This window comes from Bacillus sp. RC252 (genome assembly GCF_044909215.1).
In the GTDB taxonomy this organism is placed as follows: domain Bacteria; phylum Bacillota; class Bacilli; order Bacillales; family Bacillaceae_G; genus Bacillus_A; species Bacillus_A mycoides.
On record NZ_JBIYDV010000004.1, the window covers coordinates 146071 to 161450 of the forward strand.

Annotated in this window: 13 protein-coding genes; 11 read left to right on the plus strand and 2 right to left on the minus strand. The window is 37.3% G+C overall.

Annotated elements, in window-relative coordinates:
* The first annotated feature begins 84 nt into the window (after positions 1–84).
* The 9 genes from ABH960_RS07630 to ABH960_RS07670 all read left to right on the plus strand — a co-directional run bounded on the left by ABH960_RS07630 (position 85) and on the right by ABH960_RS07670 (position 12196).
* Positions 85–420 carry a hypothetical protein gene (locus tag ABH960_RS07630; RefSeq protein WP_201064870.1) on the plus strand — a complete coding sequence of 112 codons (336 nt, stop codon included), beginning with the start codon at positions 85–87 and terminating at the stop codon, positions 418–420.
* A 274-nt stretch (positions 421–694) separates the two neighbouring features.
* Entirely contained in the window at positions 695–2791 is a 2097-nt protein-coding gene (locus tag ABH960_RS07635) for a vWA domain-containing protein (protein WP_002128472.1), read from the plus strand.
* Between the two features lie 83 nt (positions 2792–2874).
* Positions 2875–6237 carry a tubulin-like doman-containing protein gene (locus ABH960_RS07640; RefSeq protein WP_404444052.1) on the plus strand — a complete coding sequence of 1121 codons (3363 nt, stop codon included), beginning with the start codon at positions 2875–2877 and terminating at the stop codon, positions 6235–6237.
* Between the two features lie 57 nt (positions 6238–6294).
* A complete protein-coding gene (locus ABH960_RS07645) occupies positions 6295–6435 on the plus strand; it encodes a hypothetical protein (RefSeq protein ID WP_002128471.1) in 141 nt (46 codons plus the stop codon).
* Between the two features lie 514 nt (positions 6436–6949).
* Positions 6950–8326 (plus strand): branched-chain amino acid transporter BcaP, encoded by a 1377-nt coding sequence (bcaP, locus tag ABH960_RS07650; protein ID WP_002190355.1) that lies wholly within the window; start codon positions 6950–6952, stop codon positions 8324–8326.
* 112 nt (positions 8327–8438) lie between these two features.
* Entirely contained in the window at positions 8439–8687 is a 249-nt protein-coding gene (locus ABH960_RS07655; protein WP_000871335.1) for a DUF1294 domain-containing protein, read from the plus strand.
* Positions 8688–8792: 105 nt separating this feature from the next.
* Positions 8793–9734: an EamA family transporter RarD gene (rarD, locus tag ABH960_RS07660; protein WP_002014350.1), complete on the plus strand. Its 942-nt coding sequence runs from the start codon at positions 8793–8795 to the stop codon at positions 9732–9734.
* Between the two features lie 80 nt (positions 9735–9814).
* On the plus strand, positions 9815–10240 hold the full coding sequence (locus tag ABH960_RS07665; RefSeq protein ID WP_000447809.1) for a divergent PAP2 family protein: 426 nt from the start codon (positions 9815–9817) through the stop codon (positions 10238–10240).
* 102 nt (positions 10241–10342) lie between these two features.
* Entirely contained in the window at positions 10343–12196 is a 1854-nt protein-coding gene (locus tag ABH960_RS07670) for a terpene cyclase/mutase family protein (protein ID WP_404444058.1), read from the plus strand.
* Between the two features lie 74 nt (positions 12197–12270).
* Here the strand turns inward: ABH960_RS07670 and ABH960_RS07675 are convergent, their stop codons facing one another.
* Positions 12271–12420: a YfhD family protein gene (locus ABH960_RS07675; RefSeq protein ID WP_002066466.1), complete on the minus strand. Its 150-nt coding sequence runs from the start codon at positions 12418–12420 to the stop codon at positions 12271–12273.
* 133 nt (positions 12421–12553) lie between these two features.
* Between ABH960_RS07675 and fabG the strand changes: the two genes are divergently transcribed.
* Positions 12554–13294: a 3-oxoacyl-ACP reductase FabG gene (gene fabG, locus ABH960_RS07680; RefSeq protein ID WP_404444061.1), complete on the plus strand. Its 741-nt coding sequence runs from the start codon at positions 12554–12556 to the stop codon at positions 13292–13294.
* Between the two features lie 50 nt (positions 13295–13344).
* On the opposite strand, the gene dhaS is transcribed toward fabG, so the two are convergent.
* Positions 13345–14829 (minus strand): aldehyde dehydrogenase DhaS, encoded by a 1485-nt coding sequence (dhaS, locus tag ABH960_RS07685; RefSeq protein WP_404444064.1) that lies wholly within the window; start codon positions 14827–14829, stop codon positions 13345–13347.
* Positions 14830–15101: 272 nt separating this feature from the next.
* Here dhaS and ABH960_RS07690 point away from each other — a divergent pair, with 272 nt between their 5' ends.
* Positions 15102–15380, plus strand: a complete 279-nt coding sequence (locus ABH960_RS07690; RefSeq protein WP_002014357.1) for a YhdT family protein — start codon at positions 15102–15104, stop codon at positions 15378–15380.

Below are 15380 nucleotides of genomic sequence, written 5' to 3' on the forward strand. Positions count from 1 at the left end.
GGCTTGTACGAATGACCTATCTATCATAATTGTTATACGAAAGGGGAAATATACGAACAGGATACATAACGAGGAGGAAGAGAAATGAAATCTACAGACCAATTTCAGACGTACGAAGTTCCTTGGGAAGAATTAATAGAAGCACTGCGAGGTGAAATGAAGAAACAAGTAGGAGCGGATATTATTGATACGGTCGTATGTAATTTGGAAGATGGTTTTGAAGTGTATACATATGTGCAGGGTGATTTGGATTTCGAGTATACAGAAGCTCTTGAACGAAAATATGGGAGTGACGGGAAAATCCCTAATTTGTTAACAGTTATGCTGGTAGCTAGCATTTATAATACGGGTGAAGAGAATATACGTTTACATGCAGATCAAAAGGAAAATCCGATTGTTGAAGTATATGTGAAGAAGTAAAGAGTGCGCTAATTATAGCGTGCTCTTTATTTCTTGTATTGAAAAGAAAATCAAACTTTAATGGTGGAATTTATAGCGGAAAAAGTATGAAATCTATGTGTTATTTCAGATATATAATAAGGAAAAAATTCGAAATAAAATATGGGAGTAGTTCATTTTTATTTACATAATGTAATTGCAGTGAACTGTTGTCCTAAAATACAAGTCATATATCTTGTTTCCTCTCATAAATTTAAACATAGGAATTTGTCTACAAAGGTGGCGAAGCCTCATCATGAAAATTCGAATTTGTGCCACGTTCATGCTGTTTCTATTTATATGTTTACCTTTTTCAGTTTTTGCAAAAGGAGAGGAGGCAAAGGAAAGGGTCGTTTCACTTGTATATGATGATTCGGGCAGCATGAGAAATAACGATCGCTGGAAGTATGCCAATTACGCCTTGCAAAGTTTAGTTGCGCTATTAGATGAGAAAGATAAATTTTCTTACGTTCCAATGAGTAAGCCGGATGCTCCATTAAACATTTCATTAACAAAGGATCAAAGGCAAACAGAAATTGAGGGGATTGGGGCGTGGAAAACATATTTAAATACTCCATTTAGCGCAGTAGAAACGGCGATGCAATCTATAAAAAAGGAAGCAGATATAGATGGGAAACGTGAATTTTGGCTTATTGTATTAACTGACGGGGCATTTAATGATTTGGAGAAAGATAAGATTGGCGGAAAAGAACAAATTACACAGAAGTTAGCGCAGTTTAAGAAAGAAATGGATTCGAAAAAGATCTCTTTACATCCAGTCTTAATCACGATGGAAGAGGATTTAGGGCAGCAAGAGAAGCTGCAGTTAAATACGTTTAAAGAGATTTGGAAAAAAGAAATGAATGGAGTTGTCATGCCGTCTAGCGGTGAGGATGGTATTGTACAAAGTGTGAATCAAGTGGCAGCATTAGTTGCAAATCGTGATCCATTTTCTTCTGTTGAGTCGATTGTCAAAACGAAAATAGTAGGGAAAAAAGTAGAGATTACAACACCGTTTCCATTAAAGCGTATGACGCTTGTACGACAATCACCTTCTTTGTCTAATTATAAAGTTATGCAACTTTCCAAACCGTTACAATTGCAGTCTTCTTTTTCTATACATGCACCAGGAGAAGCTAAATTATTCGGAAATATAGTGCATGTAAGTACAGCGAACCAGGAAGTGATTAAGCCAGGGACATATACGATAGAAGTGGATCAGGACATTGAGAAAGAGGGATTACAAGTACTTGTTGAACCAGCGCTTAATTATACTGTTTCTACGTACGACAAAGATGATAAAGATAGAAAAAATGTTGAGAAAATGTATGAAGGTGTGACAGCTGTTATTGAAGCGAAACCTACTGAATTACCAATTCAAACTTCTTATTTCGAAGCAGAAGTAGAAATAGATGGAAAGCAGTATCCGATGAAGTGGGATGATAAAAGACATGTGTTTTATTACGAGACACAGGTTGGTAAAGCGTTAGTACGCGGGAAAGTCCATATGAATATAAAGGGATTTTATAGACAGACGAAAGAATTCAAGATTGAACCAGCTGAAAAACCAAAATTAACACTTCAAGCTGTTACGAAAGATTATGAAGAAAAGGTAACAAATTTAGAAAATAGTAAACCATTTATTTTACAGCCACAGTTAAATGGTAAACCGATGACAGAAGAGGCTGTAAAGAAACTATTAAAATCTACTGGTGTCACATCGAATCAATCGATCAACTATGAATTAAAACAGCATGGTAGTCAAGTTTATGTTTATCCTCGACCTTATTACTCCGACACATTCAATTTTACAGATACCGGCACCGTAGAGGCTACCATCACGATCAATGATTCAACATTACAAGAAGTAAAGGAAAAGATCGTACTGCACATTGAAAATGCGCCGTTTTTTGAGAAGTATGCGCTCATTTTTAAATTTGTAATTCCTATCACTTTATTACTTTTAATAGTAGGAATTATTATTTTAGGATGGATTGTTCGTCCGAGATTTCATAGGAAAGCATTACTATATTACGAATGGGATCAAGAAGTAGCGAAAGATTGGCTTTATCAATCTGAACCAGAGTTACTTAAAAATAAATGGTGGAAGCACTATTTTGGCATTCCATTCCGAGCAGAAAGAAAGACTGTGCAATCTGTAACATTAATAGCGAAAAAAGGATCGAAATCTATATTTGTAGCGAAAGAATCGCAAGTGGTTGGGATGATTATTGATGGGATGTTTATAACAGAGGAAGAGGTAGGAATGGAGCATAAGACGTTGTATCCAAATGAACTTTTAGTAATTGATAGAGGATATGGTAAGGAGATTTACCGGTACGAATGTGAATAGTAGATAGGGTGTAAGAGGGGCGGAGGAGGCCCGGCTCTCTTTATTCTTCTTTTCAAACAAGCAAGAATAGGAAGGTGGTTCACATGACATTACAAGTTCCAACAATTTTAATTGGCTTAGGTGGAATCGGTAGTACTGTCACACATCAAATATATGAAAGATTACCTGAGGAGCGTCGTAAAAAGGTAGCGATGCATGTATTTGATACAGATGTGAATACATTGAGTAAATTTGATCATATTCGGAAGTTTAAGACGCAAACGAGCTCGAGTAAAACACCGAGAGAGTATATTGCGGGAGATCCAACGATTCCAGAGTGGTTCCCAATGGACCCGACTATACTTGATAAACCGTTAACGGAAGGAGCGGGCCAGTTACGTGTCATTTCACGTTTAGCGCTACGTGCTGCGATGAAAGAAGATAAACTCACATCGTTTTGGCAAGAAATCGAGAAGATTTTTCCAGTTACAAGTGATCAGACGGAATATGGTGTACGTGTCATTATTGTAACATCACTAGCTGGCGGAACAGGCTCAGGGATGTTTTTACAAATCGCATTATATTTGCGTGAAATGCTCCGGAAAAAATTGCAGCATCACAACATTTTAATTCGCGGTGCGTTTTTAATGCCCGATGTTTTAGTTAAGACGAGAACGGTTAGTGCGAAAGAGTTTGAAACTGTGCAAGCGAATGGTTATGCATCGTTAAAAGAGTTGCACGCTATTACGCTCGGGTCGACTGGTGAATTATCCAAACGAGGCGGCGTAACGATTGAATTAGAATATCGTCCTGATCAAGTGGATGAAGATGGAAGAACAAATCATACGATAAAGCAGCATCATTTACCGTACAATTATTGTTTCTTATATGATTATGAAAATTTACATGGACACCATTTGCACAATTTATCGGATTATATGGAGCAAATGGCAAATACGATTTATTTACAGTTATTCAGTCCAATGTCTGCAAATCATTTTGCGCAAGAAGATAATCAAATTCAGCAATTGGCAGAATCGAGTGGGAAAGGGAGATATTGCGGAGCAGGAACGGCGAAGCTCATTTATCCGTATGAGCACGTTTTGAAATACTGTGCTTTAAAATGGGCGGTGCAAGGTTTAGATGAATCTTGGCTTCATTTAGATCAACTGTTTCAAGAGAAGAAGCAAAGATATGATCAAGATGTAAAGCGCGGTATGCAGCGTGAAAAGCCAGAGCGCGGGAAAAGTTATTTAGAAGATTTAGAGCATCTTGCTACTCGTCCAGAGCAGGCCCATATTTTTTATAGACAAATGTTCAATGAGACGCGCGAAGGGGCAGAGGGCGGTAAGGTCGGTGTTGCGAAGTCTAAGTTGTTTTTAGAGGCTGTCGAAAGCTATGTACACCGTACAGTGCAAAAAGATGAAGAATTAAACCGCCTGCAGCATGAGTGTAAAATATCGGCTACGAAACTGAAAATGATGGAACAAATGAAAGGTGAAGTAGCGAGAGTTGATCATGCGGTGCGTTTATATGCTTATGCGATTCCGAGCCGTGTACATGAGCATGTTACTACACTTTTATATGACATGGTCGAATCAGACCGCTTTATACCGAGTGGATCAGAAGGACAGTCTTATCAATTAAATACATGGTTTTTAAAGAAAACGGATCCGGTTCATCCTGTCGCAGCACGTTTTATGCTGTATGAAATTCGTAAGCAGTTAGTAGAGAAGATGAATCGACTGCATGAAAATAATGAACAAAAGCGTAATTTAATTCAAAACTACGATAAGAAATTTAATGTGAGTAATATTGATGGAACGGTAACGGCTGTTCGCCGCGTTGAAATTGCTCAGCAACAAGGCTGGGTCGGGAAAATGTTTTATAATCAGCAACGTTTGTTCAAAAAAGAATTTGAAGATATCGTAACGCAATATGTCCACAAATTAAGTGAGTATCGTAAAGAAATGTTATTAGAACTCGTGTATCAATCGCTATACCAAGCAGTTGATAAAATGATCCAATATTGGGAAAGATTCTTTGATAATTTACACGAAACACGTGAAAATTTATTGTTTGAAATCCAAAAGCGAAGCAAGGAATTTGAGGGGAAAACGAACCCGACGAATGTATATGTATTAGCAGAAGAGAAATTGCAAGAAAAGATTTGGCAAGATATGCAGCAACATTTAAATTTAGGTGTATTACCGAAAGATATATCGTCCGAAATTTATATGAGCTTGTACGGGGAATATTGTCGTGATGCGAAAGCCGAAGAAATTCAGTCGAAAAAGGTGGAAGACTTCTATCGTGAACATATATTGAGTTATTGTTATGACGAACTTCAAGTGCGCTATCGTGACAAACTAGAGCTTAATATCGTTGAAGCATTGCGAAAAGAAGCAGATTTCAAGAAACGTGATCGTGATGAATACGTTCGTGAAAAAATTGAAGATCTTTTCCATTTAGCAAGTCCGTTCGTTCCAAAAGTTTCTCATCATAGAGAGTTACAATATTGGGGCGTACATCCATCTTTAAAACAAGAATTGCAAGAAGAGTTATTGCAAGAAATGTTTAAAGAAAAAGATACGGTAAACGAGGCGTTTTCACCATTTGAAGTGATTTGTTATCGTGCTCATTACGGATTATCGCTACAAGATTTCCCCAAGCTTTCATCTGGGCATATTGCGAATGGTTTTATGAACGATAAAGGTGACTACTTTCAATCGTATTATCGCCGCGTGAACAAATTAAATAGTAAAAAATCTAGTTTGACGCCGCATTTAGATAAATATTGGCACTTACCAGCCTTTATGCCAGACTTGAATGCAACGCAAACAAAGTTAGATTACGATAAATGTAATCGTGCTCTTCTATACGCGTATATGTATCGCTGGATTAGCCTAGTGGCTGTAGATGGGCAGTTCGTGTATCAATATAACGGTGTCGGCCGTAGCTTTTTAATCCAGTCGATGGGGAAAAATATTTCAAGCGAAAGTTATAAGTTGCACAGAGCATTGCTTCATAATCCGTTTATTTATGAAAATATCTTGTCCAGGTTTGAAGAAGAGCAAGAAAAGGCAATGATACAAGGTGGGCATTTATATACACATGCATTTGTATTAGGTGCTCAAGATATTAGATGGCTTCGTAAAGAGCATGTCCATAATATTTTAGATATGATTTTAATGTATGATCGTGAGGCAAAATATGACCCGACGTTAGAAGAAACATCTGATGATTTGTTAAGGCTATTCCTTGATGAAATTGAGCTGTATTTCCAAAACTATTACGGAACAGGTGCAGATATGGTTGCAAAGAAAGAGAAAGAGATGTTTATGAAACAATTGTGGGATCGTTCGTATGCGAAAGGGTATGTGGATCCAAATAGTGCGCCTTATAAAAAATGGCAAAATATATTACATGTTCCCGATGAAGAAGAAGTGCCAAAAACGAATGTATAATGAGTGAAAAGGGAATCCTTAAGAATGACAATACAACTTTAGAAATGAGGGATTCCGATGCCGTTTTTAGGTAGTGTATATCAAATATTTGGATTATATCCAGAAATTTATTATGGAATGATTTCAGCGGAGCTGCAAGAAGAAGCTCAAAAGGAACATATCGATAATAATAGTACAGAAATTGAAGCGGAAGAATAAAGCGCAGATGAACATCTGCGCTTTTTTTATTGTCTTAAGTGAAAATACTGTTTGTAATTTGCAGGAAAGTTAATTGCTCTAATAAGATGAATAGTTATTTCTGTATAACAAATCGACTAATTTTATCATGTTTGCATACGGGGATTACATTGAGTTAAATGTATAAAAATGAATTTTGGAATAATGAAAATTGTATTAAAATGGGAATCAGCAGTGTTCGTGAGTGGTATCGTATATTTTGGAATGCTATTTTATTTATAATTATTCAATTCGGGTGAATTAATTATATTGTTGACAATATAATTAATCCTGTGATAAATTCAATCAATCTTCTAAAAACAAGCCTGTTAACAAGCTTGTTTTTAGAAGATTGATTTTTCTGATTTTAAATTATGTAATTTGTGGAGTCTATAAAGGGAGTGAAAGTAAAGCATGAATATTATTAATGTGTAATAGCAACAGTAATAAAGATTGTAATGAGTAAGGGATAATTTTGAAAAAGAGGTTTCTACGAATGAGTTTATTTATAAAGAAAGCAATGAATGAAGAAAAGAAAAAAGTGTTAAAGCAAACTTTAGGAGCAATTGATTTAACGCTTTTAGGAATTGGAGCAATTATTGGTACAGGTATTTTCGTATTAACAGGTATTGTAGCTGCGAAACATGCTGGTCCAGCAATTGTATTATCTTTTATGTTAGCTGCAATTGTATGTGCTTGTGTAGCCTTTTGTTATGCTGAATTTGCATCTACAGTCCCGGTCTCAGGAAGTGTGTATTCGTATACGTATATGACATTAGGTGAGATTTTTGCTTTTATAGTTGGCTGGTGTGTCATGTTAGAGTACTTATTAGCTACTTCTGCGGTGGCGGCGGGATGGTCAGCCTATTTTCAGTCATTGCTACTAGGGTTTAATATTCATATTCCGGCAATCATTGCTTCTGCACCAGGGATGGGGAATGGCGGGATTATCGACTTGCCAGCGGTTATTATTATTTTAATTGTTACATTTTTACTAAGTCGTGGTGTGAAAGAAAGTGCACGTATAAATAATATAATGGTTATTATTAAACTGGCTGTTATTTTAGTATTTATTATTGTAGGAGCAAACTATGTAAAGCCAGAGAATTGGCAGCCGTTTCTTCCTTTTGGATACCATGGTGTTATTGGAGGAGCTGCGACTGTATTTTTTGCCTTTTTAGGTTTCGATGCAGTTGCAACAGCAGCAGAGGAAGTGAAACGCCCACAACGTAACGTTCCAATTGGATTACTTGTCTCTTTATGCATTTGTACAATTCTTTATGTTGGTGTTTCATTCGTGTTAACTGGAATGGTTCCATTTACGGATCTGAATGTAGCTGATCCAGTTGCATATGCACTGCGTATTGTAGGAGAGGATAGAATTGCTGGTCTATTATCAGTTGGAGCGATAGCTGGTTTAACAACAGTTCTGTTAGTTGCTATGTTCGCATTTGTTCGAGTATCATACTCGATGAGCCGAGATGGATTGTTACCAAAAAGATTTTCGAGTGTTCATAAACGTTATCAAACACCATTTTTTAATACATGGATTACGGGTATTCTTGCGGCTGTATTAGCAGGTTTATTGGACTTGAATTTGTTGGCAAATTTAGTGAATGTGGGAACGATAACAGCTTTCATATTTGTATCTATAGCTGTAATTGTATTAAGGAAGACACATCCTAATTTGAAAAGACCGTTCCGTGCTCCGTTAGTTCCATTCTTACCTATACTTGCGATAGTAAGTTGTTTATATTTAGCATTAAATCTTTCTAAAACCACTTTAATCAGTTTTGCAGTTTGGGTTATTGTAGGTATTTTTATTTATTTTATATACGCGAAAAAACATAGTAAGATTAGAAATAGAGTATAAGGTATTACAATTATGGCTGTAGGCTAAAGTTTTTTTACCTATAGCCATTTTTATTTGTGCGCACCTTATTTTCGTGTTAACATAAAGCGAATTTTTTAAGGGAGAGAATAAGATGAAATGGATATACTTTATTATTATTAACGTTATAGCATTTAGTATGATGGGGCTTGATAAGCGAAAAGCAAAGAAAAAGCAGTGGAGAACGCCAGAAAGTACGTTGTTTTTATCAGCTGCAGCTGGAGGAGCGGTTGGAGCTTGGATTGGTATGTATATGTTTCATCATAAGACACATAAAAGTAAATTTGTCTTCGGTATTCCAGTGCTCGTTATTATAACAGTAGGAGTGTTTTTATACATATAAAGGATTTGCAAGAGGAATGTCGAAAGAAATGCAGATTGAATATTGGTAAAGTAAGCATGTGAGACTTTATAATGAAGAAAAAAAGAGAAGAGGAGAAAAAGGAAGATGGGGAGTCAAACAGCAGAGCAAAAGCAGGGGATTATATATGCAGCAGGTGCGTATACGATGTGGGGAGTCCTTCCGATTTATTGGAAATGGGTGGAGGAAGTACCGGCAGATGAAATATTAGCGCATCGCATCGTTTGGGCATTTGTTTTTATGTTGTTAGTTTTAGGAGTAACGAAGAGGTTTCGTCAGTTTGGTGGGGAGTTAGTGGCCCTTTTTAAACGACCTAAATTATTAATGTCATTAACAATTGCTTCGGTACTTATTAGTGGAAACTGGTTTGTATACATATGGGCCGTAAATCATAACCATGTAATCGAAGCAAGTCTTGGGTATTATATTAATCCACTTATAAGTATTTTACTTGGTACAGTTGTTTTAAAAGAGAAGCTTAATTTTTGGCAATATGTTGCGGTTGGTTTAGCTGGATTGGGCGTTGTTATTTTAACGATACGTTTCGGATCAATTCCATGGGTTTCTCTTTCACTTGCTTTTTCATTTGGATTATATGGATTAACAAAAAAATTATTAAATTATGATGCAACAATTGGGCTTACGATGGAAACGATGTTAGTGACGCCATTTGCACTTATATATTTGTTTATGACAGGAGTTCATGGCTTTGGTTCGTTCGGTTCTATTTCGGCAATATCAACGTTTCTTTTAATAGGGGCAGGTATTGTTACAGCGTTACCACTCTTTTATTTTGCTAAAGGAGCACAACTTATTCCGCTCTATATGATAGGATTTTTACAATACATCGCGCCGACTATTAGTTTAATTTTAGGTGTGTTCGTTTTTGGTGAACATTTCACATCTACTCATATGATTGCGTTTTTCTGTATATGGATTGCTTTATTTGTCTTTTCAATGGCGAAAACAAAGTTTCTACTACAGAAGCAACCAAAATTTATTAAAAATAAATCAGCAAAAGTATCATAATGCGTAGTATTTTCTACGCATTTTTCTTTATACTTATATTATATAGAAATTCCATTATAGTCAGTGAGGAGCTGAAAAACATGGAAACAATTTTACATAATGATCCACTTATAGCAGCTATAATTTCTTGGTTTTTAGCACAGTTAACGAAAGTCGTTTTTAAATTAATAAAAACAGGCGAGTTTGATTTTGCTAAGTTCTTTGCTTCAGGTGGAATGCCAAGTTCGCATGCTTCGACTGTTACTGCACTTGCTACAGGTGTCGGAGTGGTGGAAGGTGTGGAGAGTCCAATATTTGCGGTTGCCGCTATTTTTGCCATTATTGTTATGTACGATGCTTCAGGAGTAAGGCTTGCGGTAAGTAAGCAAGCGAAAATATTGAATGATTTTTTTCATGGTAGACAAACAGAATATAAAAAGTTAAATGAGCTCGTTGGACATACACCGTATCAAGTTGTTGTTGGTGCACTATTAGGAATTGTTGTCGGGGTTGGGTATTGTTTGTAAGCAGAATGTGTGTAATGCACGTTCTGCTTTTCTTTGTTTTCATACATATTTAGATGAGTTTTCGAATATCGTATACGGACTTAGAAAGGGTGGGTGAGCGGTGTGCTACTATATGACAAAGTGCATGAGGAGATAGAGCGGAGAACGACTGCACTTCAAACGATGCAAAGGCAAGACGGAACGTGGCAATTTTGTTTTGAAGGAGCTTTGCTAACGGATTGTCACATGATTTTTTTACTCAAATTATTAGGGCGAAATGACGAAATAGAACCGTTTGTGAAAAGGTTAGTATCTCTTCAAACAAATGAAGGGACTTGGAAATTATACGAAGATGAAAAGGGAGGGAATTTATCCGCGACGATTCAAGCATATGCTGCTTTACTTGCTTCGGAAAGATATTCGAAAGAAGCTATGAATATGAGGCGAGCTGAAATGTTTATTAAGGAACACGGGGGAGTTTCTCGTGCTCATTTTATGACGAAATTTTTATTAGCGATTCATGGAGAATATGAATTTCCTGCGCTTTTTCACTTTCCAACGCCAATCTTATTTTTACAAGATGACTCGCCCCTCAGTATATTTGGGCTAAGCAGCTCAGCGCGTATACATTTAATTCCGATGATGATTTGTATGAATAAGAGATTCCGTGTAGAGAAAAAGTTATTGCCAAATTTAAATCATATTGCAGGCGGGGGTGGGCAATGGTTTCGAGAGGAGCGGTCTCCGCTGTTTCAATCGTTTTTAGGTGATGTGAAAAAGGTAATATCTTATCCATTATCGTTACATCATAAAGGATACGAAGAAGTAGAGCGCTTTATGAAGGAGCGTATAGATGAAAATGGAACATTATATAGTTACGCCAGTGCTACGTTTTATATGATTTATGCTTTGCTTGCATTAGGACACTCTATTCAGTCTCCAATTATTGAGAAAGCTGTGACAGGATTAAAATCTTATATATGGAAGATGGACAGAGGAAGTCATTTGCAAAATTCTCCTTCTACCGTATGGGATACCGCTTTACTTAGCTATTCATTGCAAGAAGCTAAAGTTACAAATGAAAATAAGATGATTCAAAGGGCGACGGAGTATTTATTGCAAAAACAACAAACTAAAAAGGTAGATTGGAGCGTACATGCATCATCACTTGTAGCTGGCGGTTGGGGATTTTCAGATGTTAATACGACGATCCCTGATATAGACGATACTACAGCTGCCCTTAGAGCGTTAGCGCGAAGTAGAGGGAATGATAGAGTAGATGATGCGTGGGGAAGAGGCGTGGAATGGGTGAAAGGATTGCAAAACAATGATGGAGGCTGGGGAGCTTTTGAACGAGGGGTAACGAGCAAGTTACTATCGAATTTGCCGATTGAAAATGCGAGTGATATGATAACCGATCCGTCCACACCAGATATTACAGGTAGGGTGTTAGAATTATTCGGAACGTATGCACCGAATGAATTGCTTGAAGAGCAAAAAAAGAAAGCTATCAAATGGTTAATGGATGTACAGGAACAGAATGGATCATGGTATGGAAAATGGGGGATATGTTATATATATGGGACATGGGCAACGATGACAGGCTTACGTGCATTAGGAGTGCCTTCTACTCATCCATCGTTGAAAAAAGCAGCTTCATGGCTCGAACATTTGCAGCATGAAGACGGAGGGTGGGGAGAATCCTGTCAAAGTAGTGTAGAGAAAAAATTTATTTCTTTACCTTTTAGTACGCCGTCACAAACAGCGTGGGCACTTGATGCACTCATTTCTTACTACGATCAAGAAACACCGATTATTCGAAAAGGAATTTCATATTTGCTCGCGCAGTCTACTATGAATGAAAAATATCCTACTGGTACAGGGTTACCGGGGGGCTTTTATATTCGCTATCATAGTTATGGACATATATATCCGTTACTTGCTTTAGCGCACTACGTAAAGAAATATAGAAAATAAACCGAGAGATACTCTCGGTTTATTTTGATGGGTAGTAGGTCCCTGTTGAAAAGAATAAGGAACGTTGTAGTTCCTTATTTTTCTGTTGATTGGCGTTTTTGACGTGCATCAGCGGCATTTGCACGTGCGTTTGCTTCTAAGTCATTGTGGTCAGCGAGTTCGCGAGCGAACTCAACATCAATGCCATCGGCAGCTTTGTTTCGATTTACATTCTTTTTTTTCATTCGACACAATCTCCTTGTGTTTTATGCGGTGTTGCAAAGTTAGTTTGACACAAATAGACTTTTTTATACAAAGAGGATTTGGAAAGCATAGAGCCGAAATATACAATATAACTAATAGAAATGGGGGATAGGGATGGATTTGTTGAATGGGAAAACAGCTGTTGTAACGGGTGCTGCGCAGGGGATTGGAAAAGAAATCGCACGAGTTTTTGCAAAACTAGGGGCCAAAGTATTAATTAGTGATGTAAATGAAGAGAAGCTACAAGAAACGACACGTAAATTATCAGATGAAGGGTATGATGTGAGTTTATATCGATGTGATGTGAGTAATCAAAATGAAGCGAAGTCGTTAATTGAATATGCGGTGCAAAAATTTGGTACATTACATATTTTAGTGAATAACGCTGGGATTACAAAAGATGCAATGTTACATAAGATGGAGAAGTCTGCTTGGGAACAAGTATTACAAGTGAACTTAACTGGCGTTTTTTATTGTATGCAGCCAGCACTTCTTTATATGAGACAACAACAGTATGGACGGATTATTAATATTTCTTCTATTAGTAGGGAAGGAAATATTGGACAAGCAAATTATGCGGCTACAAAAGCAGGGGTTGTAGGTTTAACAAAAACAGCAGCGAAAGAGGTTGGGAGTTTTGGTATTACGTGTAATGCGATTTGTCCAGGATTTATGGATACTGATATGACAAAAACAATACCGGATAAAGTAAAAGAGAAAATGGTTGGAGCGATTCCAGTTGGAAGAATCGGAACGCCGGAAGATATTGCAAACGCAGCTGCCTTTTTAGCATCTGAGTATGCGTCTTACATTACAGGAGAGGTATTAAATGTGAGCGGTGGGTTGCAAGTGTAAATGAATACATAATGAAAAGAACCTGACCGAGTAGGTCAGGTTCTTTCTCGTTAATTTAAGTTAATCCAAACGCTCTTCACTTCTGTATAGTTGTTCAGCGCGTAAGATCCCATTTCGCGGCCAAGACCGGATTGTTTAAATCCTCCAAATGGAGATGCTGCATCAAAGACGTTATAACAGTTTACCCATACAGTACCAGCACGTACTTTACTTGCAACATAGTGTGCTGTTTTAACATTTTCTGTCCACACACCAGCCGCTAAGCCGAATTGTGATTTATTTGCACGTTCAATTACTTCATCAATATCGTTAAAAGGTATTGCAGAAATAACTGGACCGAAAATTTCTTCTTTTGCGATCGTCATTTCGTCATTTACGTCAGCGAATACTGTAGGAGAAACGAAGTAGCCTTGATCGAATGGATTACTTCCTCCGCAAAGTACTTCAGCGCCTTCTTCAATCCCTTTTTCAATGTAGCTCATTACACGTTTTTGTTGTTCTTCGGAAACGAGAGGACCGATTGTTGTTTCAGGGTTAAGACCGACACCTTGATTTAGTTTTTTAGAATAGAGGACGAGATCAGCCATGACATTATCATACATTTTCTTTGGAATAAATAAGCGTGATCCAGCAGAGCATACTTGTCCTTGGTTAAACATAACACCAGAAAGTGCACCAGGAATCGCGCGAGATAAGTCGGCGTCTGGTAAAATAATGTTCGGTGATTTACCGCCAAGCTCTAAAGTAACACGTTTCAATGATTCAGATGCTTGTCGCATAATTTGTTTACCGACTGGAGTAGAACCAGTAAATGCAATTTTATCAATGAGTGGATGATTAACAAGTGCTTGTCCAGCTGATTCACCGAATCCAGGAACGATATTAATAACACCTTTCGGGAATCCAGCTTCTTCAATTAATTCAGCTAAGTATAGAGCGGATAGTGGAGTTTGTTCTGCAGGTTTTAAAACGATTGTACATCCTGTAGCAAGCGCAGCTCCCATTTTCCACATTGCCATAAGAAGTGGGAAGTTCCAAGGGATAATTTGACCGACGACACCAACAGCCTCATGGCGTGTATAGTTAAAGTAATCACCGGAAACAGGAATTGTTTGACCAACAATTTTCGTCGCCCAGCCAGCATAATAGCGCATATGCTCAATTGCAAGTGGTATGTCTGCCGCCATTGTTTCACGGATTGGCTTTCCGTTATCTAACGTTTCGAGCTGTGCGAGTTCTTCTTTATGCTCTTCCATTAAATCAGCGAGCTTGTACATAAGACGGCTGCGTTCAGCAGTGCTCATGCGTGACCAAGGACCTTCATCGAAAGCCATTCGAGCAGCTACCACAGCTTTATGAATGTCTTCGCGACCAGCTTCAGCAACGATAGCGAGTGTTTCACCAGTTGCTGGGTTAGGAGTTTTAAAAGTTTTTCCAGAAGCGCTTTCAATGAACGCTCCGTTCACATATAGTTTCTTTGTGCCTTGAAGAAATTTCTCTACCTTTTCATGAAGATTTACAGCTAGTTGACTCATTGTATAACCCCCTTGAAAATATAATTTAAACGCAGTACGAGACGGCGTTTATTCCGAAATCAAGGATGTGGGAACTAGATGAAAAGCCTCTACTTAAAATCATAAATAAAAAATGCTGAAAATTCAAATTTCATTTTCGTTACAATTGTAAAAAATATGTAATGAAACATTGTATTCTATATAATTACAAAAAATCCTGCGCGTTTTTGTTTTCTAGTAGGAAAAACTAGAAAAACAGTGGTACAATTATACATCGTGAGAGGAGGGGGAAAATGAAGAATTATCATGATGATCCGCGCTTTCGAGTTGCCCATAGAGAAGCGTTAATTGGTCTTGGATTAGCTATTATTAATTTTATAATATGGTATGGATTTGCTTATGGGCTTGGAAGTAAGGATCCGAGTGAATATACATATGTATTAGGTTTTCCAGCATGGTTTTTTTATAGCTGTATCGTTGGATTTATCGTAATGGTTATTTTGCTTATTTTAGTTGTTCGTTTTTTATTTCAAGATATTTCACTCGATGAGGAAGAAAAAAGTGAGGAATGA

Excerpts from the sequence above, each read along its gene's own strand:
- ABH960_RS07640 (WP_404444052.1), top strand. The coding sequence starts at position 2,875 with ATGACATTACAAGTTCCAACAATTTTAATTGGCTTAGGTGGAATCGGT.
- ABH960_RS07630 (WP_201064870.1), top strand. The coding sequence starts at position 85 with ATGAAATCTACAGACCAATTTCAGACGTACGAAGTTCCTTGGGAAGAA.
- dhaS (WP_404444064.1), bottom strand. The coding sequence starts at position 14,829 with ATGAGTCAACTAGCTGTAAATCTTCATGAAAAGGTAGAGAAATTTCTT.
- ABH960_RS07645 (WP_002128471.1), top strand. The coding sequence starts at position 6,295 with ATGCCGTTTTTAGGTAGTGTATATCAAATATTTGGATTATATCCAGAA.
- fabG (WP_404444061.1), top strand. The coding sequence starts at position 12,554 with ATGGATTTGTTGAATGGGAAAACAGCTGTTGTAACGGGTGCTGCGCAG.
- ABH960_RS07635 (WP_002128472.1), top strand. The coding sequence starts at position 695 with ATGAAAATTCGAATTTGTGCCACGTTCATGCTGTTTCTATTTATATGT.
- ABH960_RS07665 (WP_000447809.1), top strand. The coding sequence starts at position 9,815 with ATGGAAACAATTTTACATAATGATCCACTTATAGCAGCTATAATTTCT.
- ABH960_RS07675 (WP_002066466.1), bottom strand. The coding sequence starts at position 12,420 with ATGAAAAAAAAGAATGTAAATCGAAACAAAGCTGCCGATGGCATTGAT.
- bcaP (WP_002190355.1), top strand. The coding sequence starts at position 6,950 with ATGAGTTTATTTATAAAGAAAGCAATGAATGAAGAAAAGAAAAAAGTG.
- rarD (WP_002014350.1), top strand. The coding sequence starts at position 8,793 with ATGGGGAGTCAAACAGCAGAGCAAAAGCAGGGGATTATATATGCAGCA.
- ABH960_RS07655 (WP_000871335.1), top strand. The coding sequence starts at position 8,439 with ATGAAATGGATATACTTTATTATTATTAACGTTATAGCATTTAGTATG.
- ABH960_RS07690 (WP_002014357.1), top strand. The coding sequence starts at position 15,102 with ATGAAGAATTATCATGATGATCCGCGCTTTCGAGTTGCCCATAGAGAA.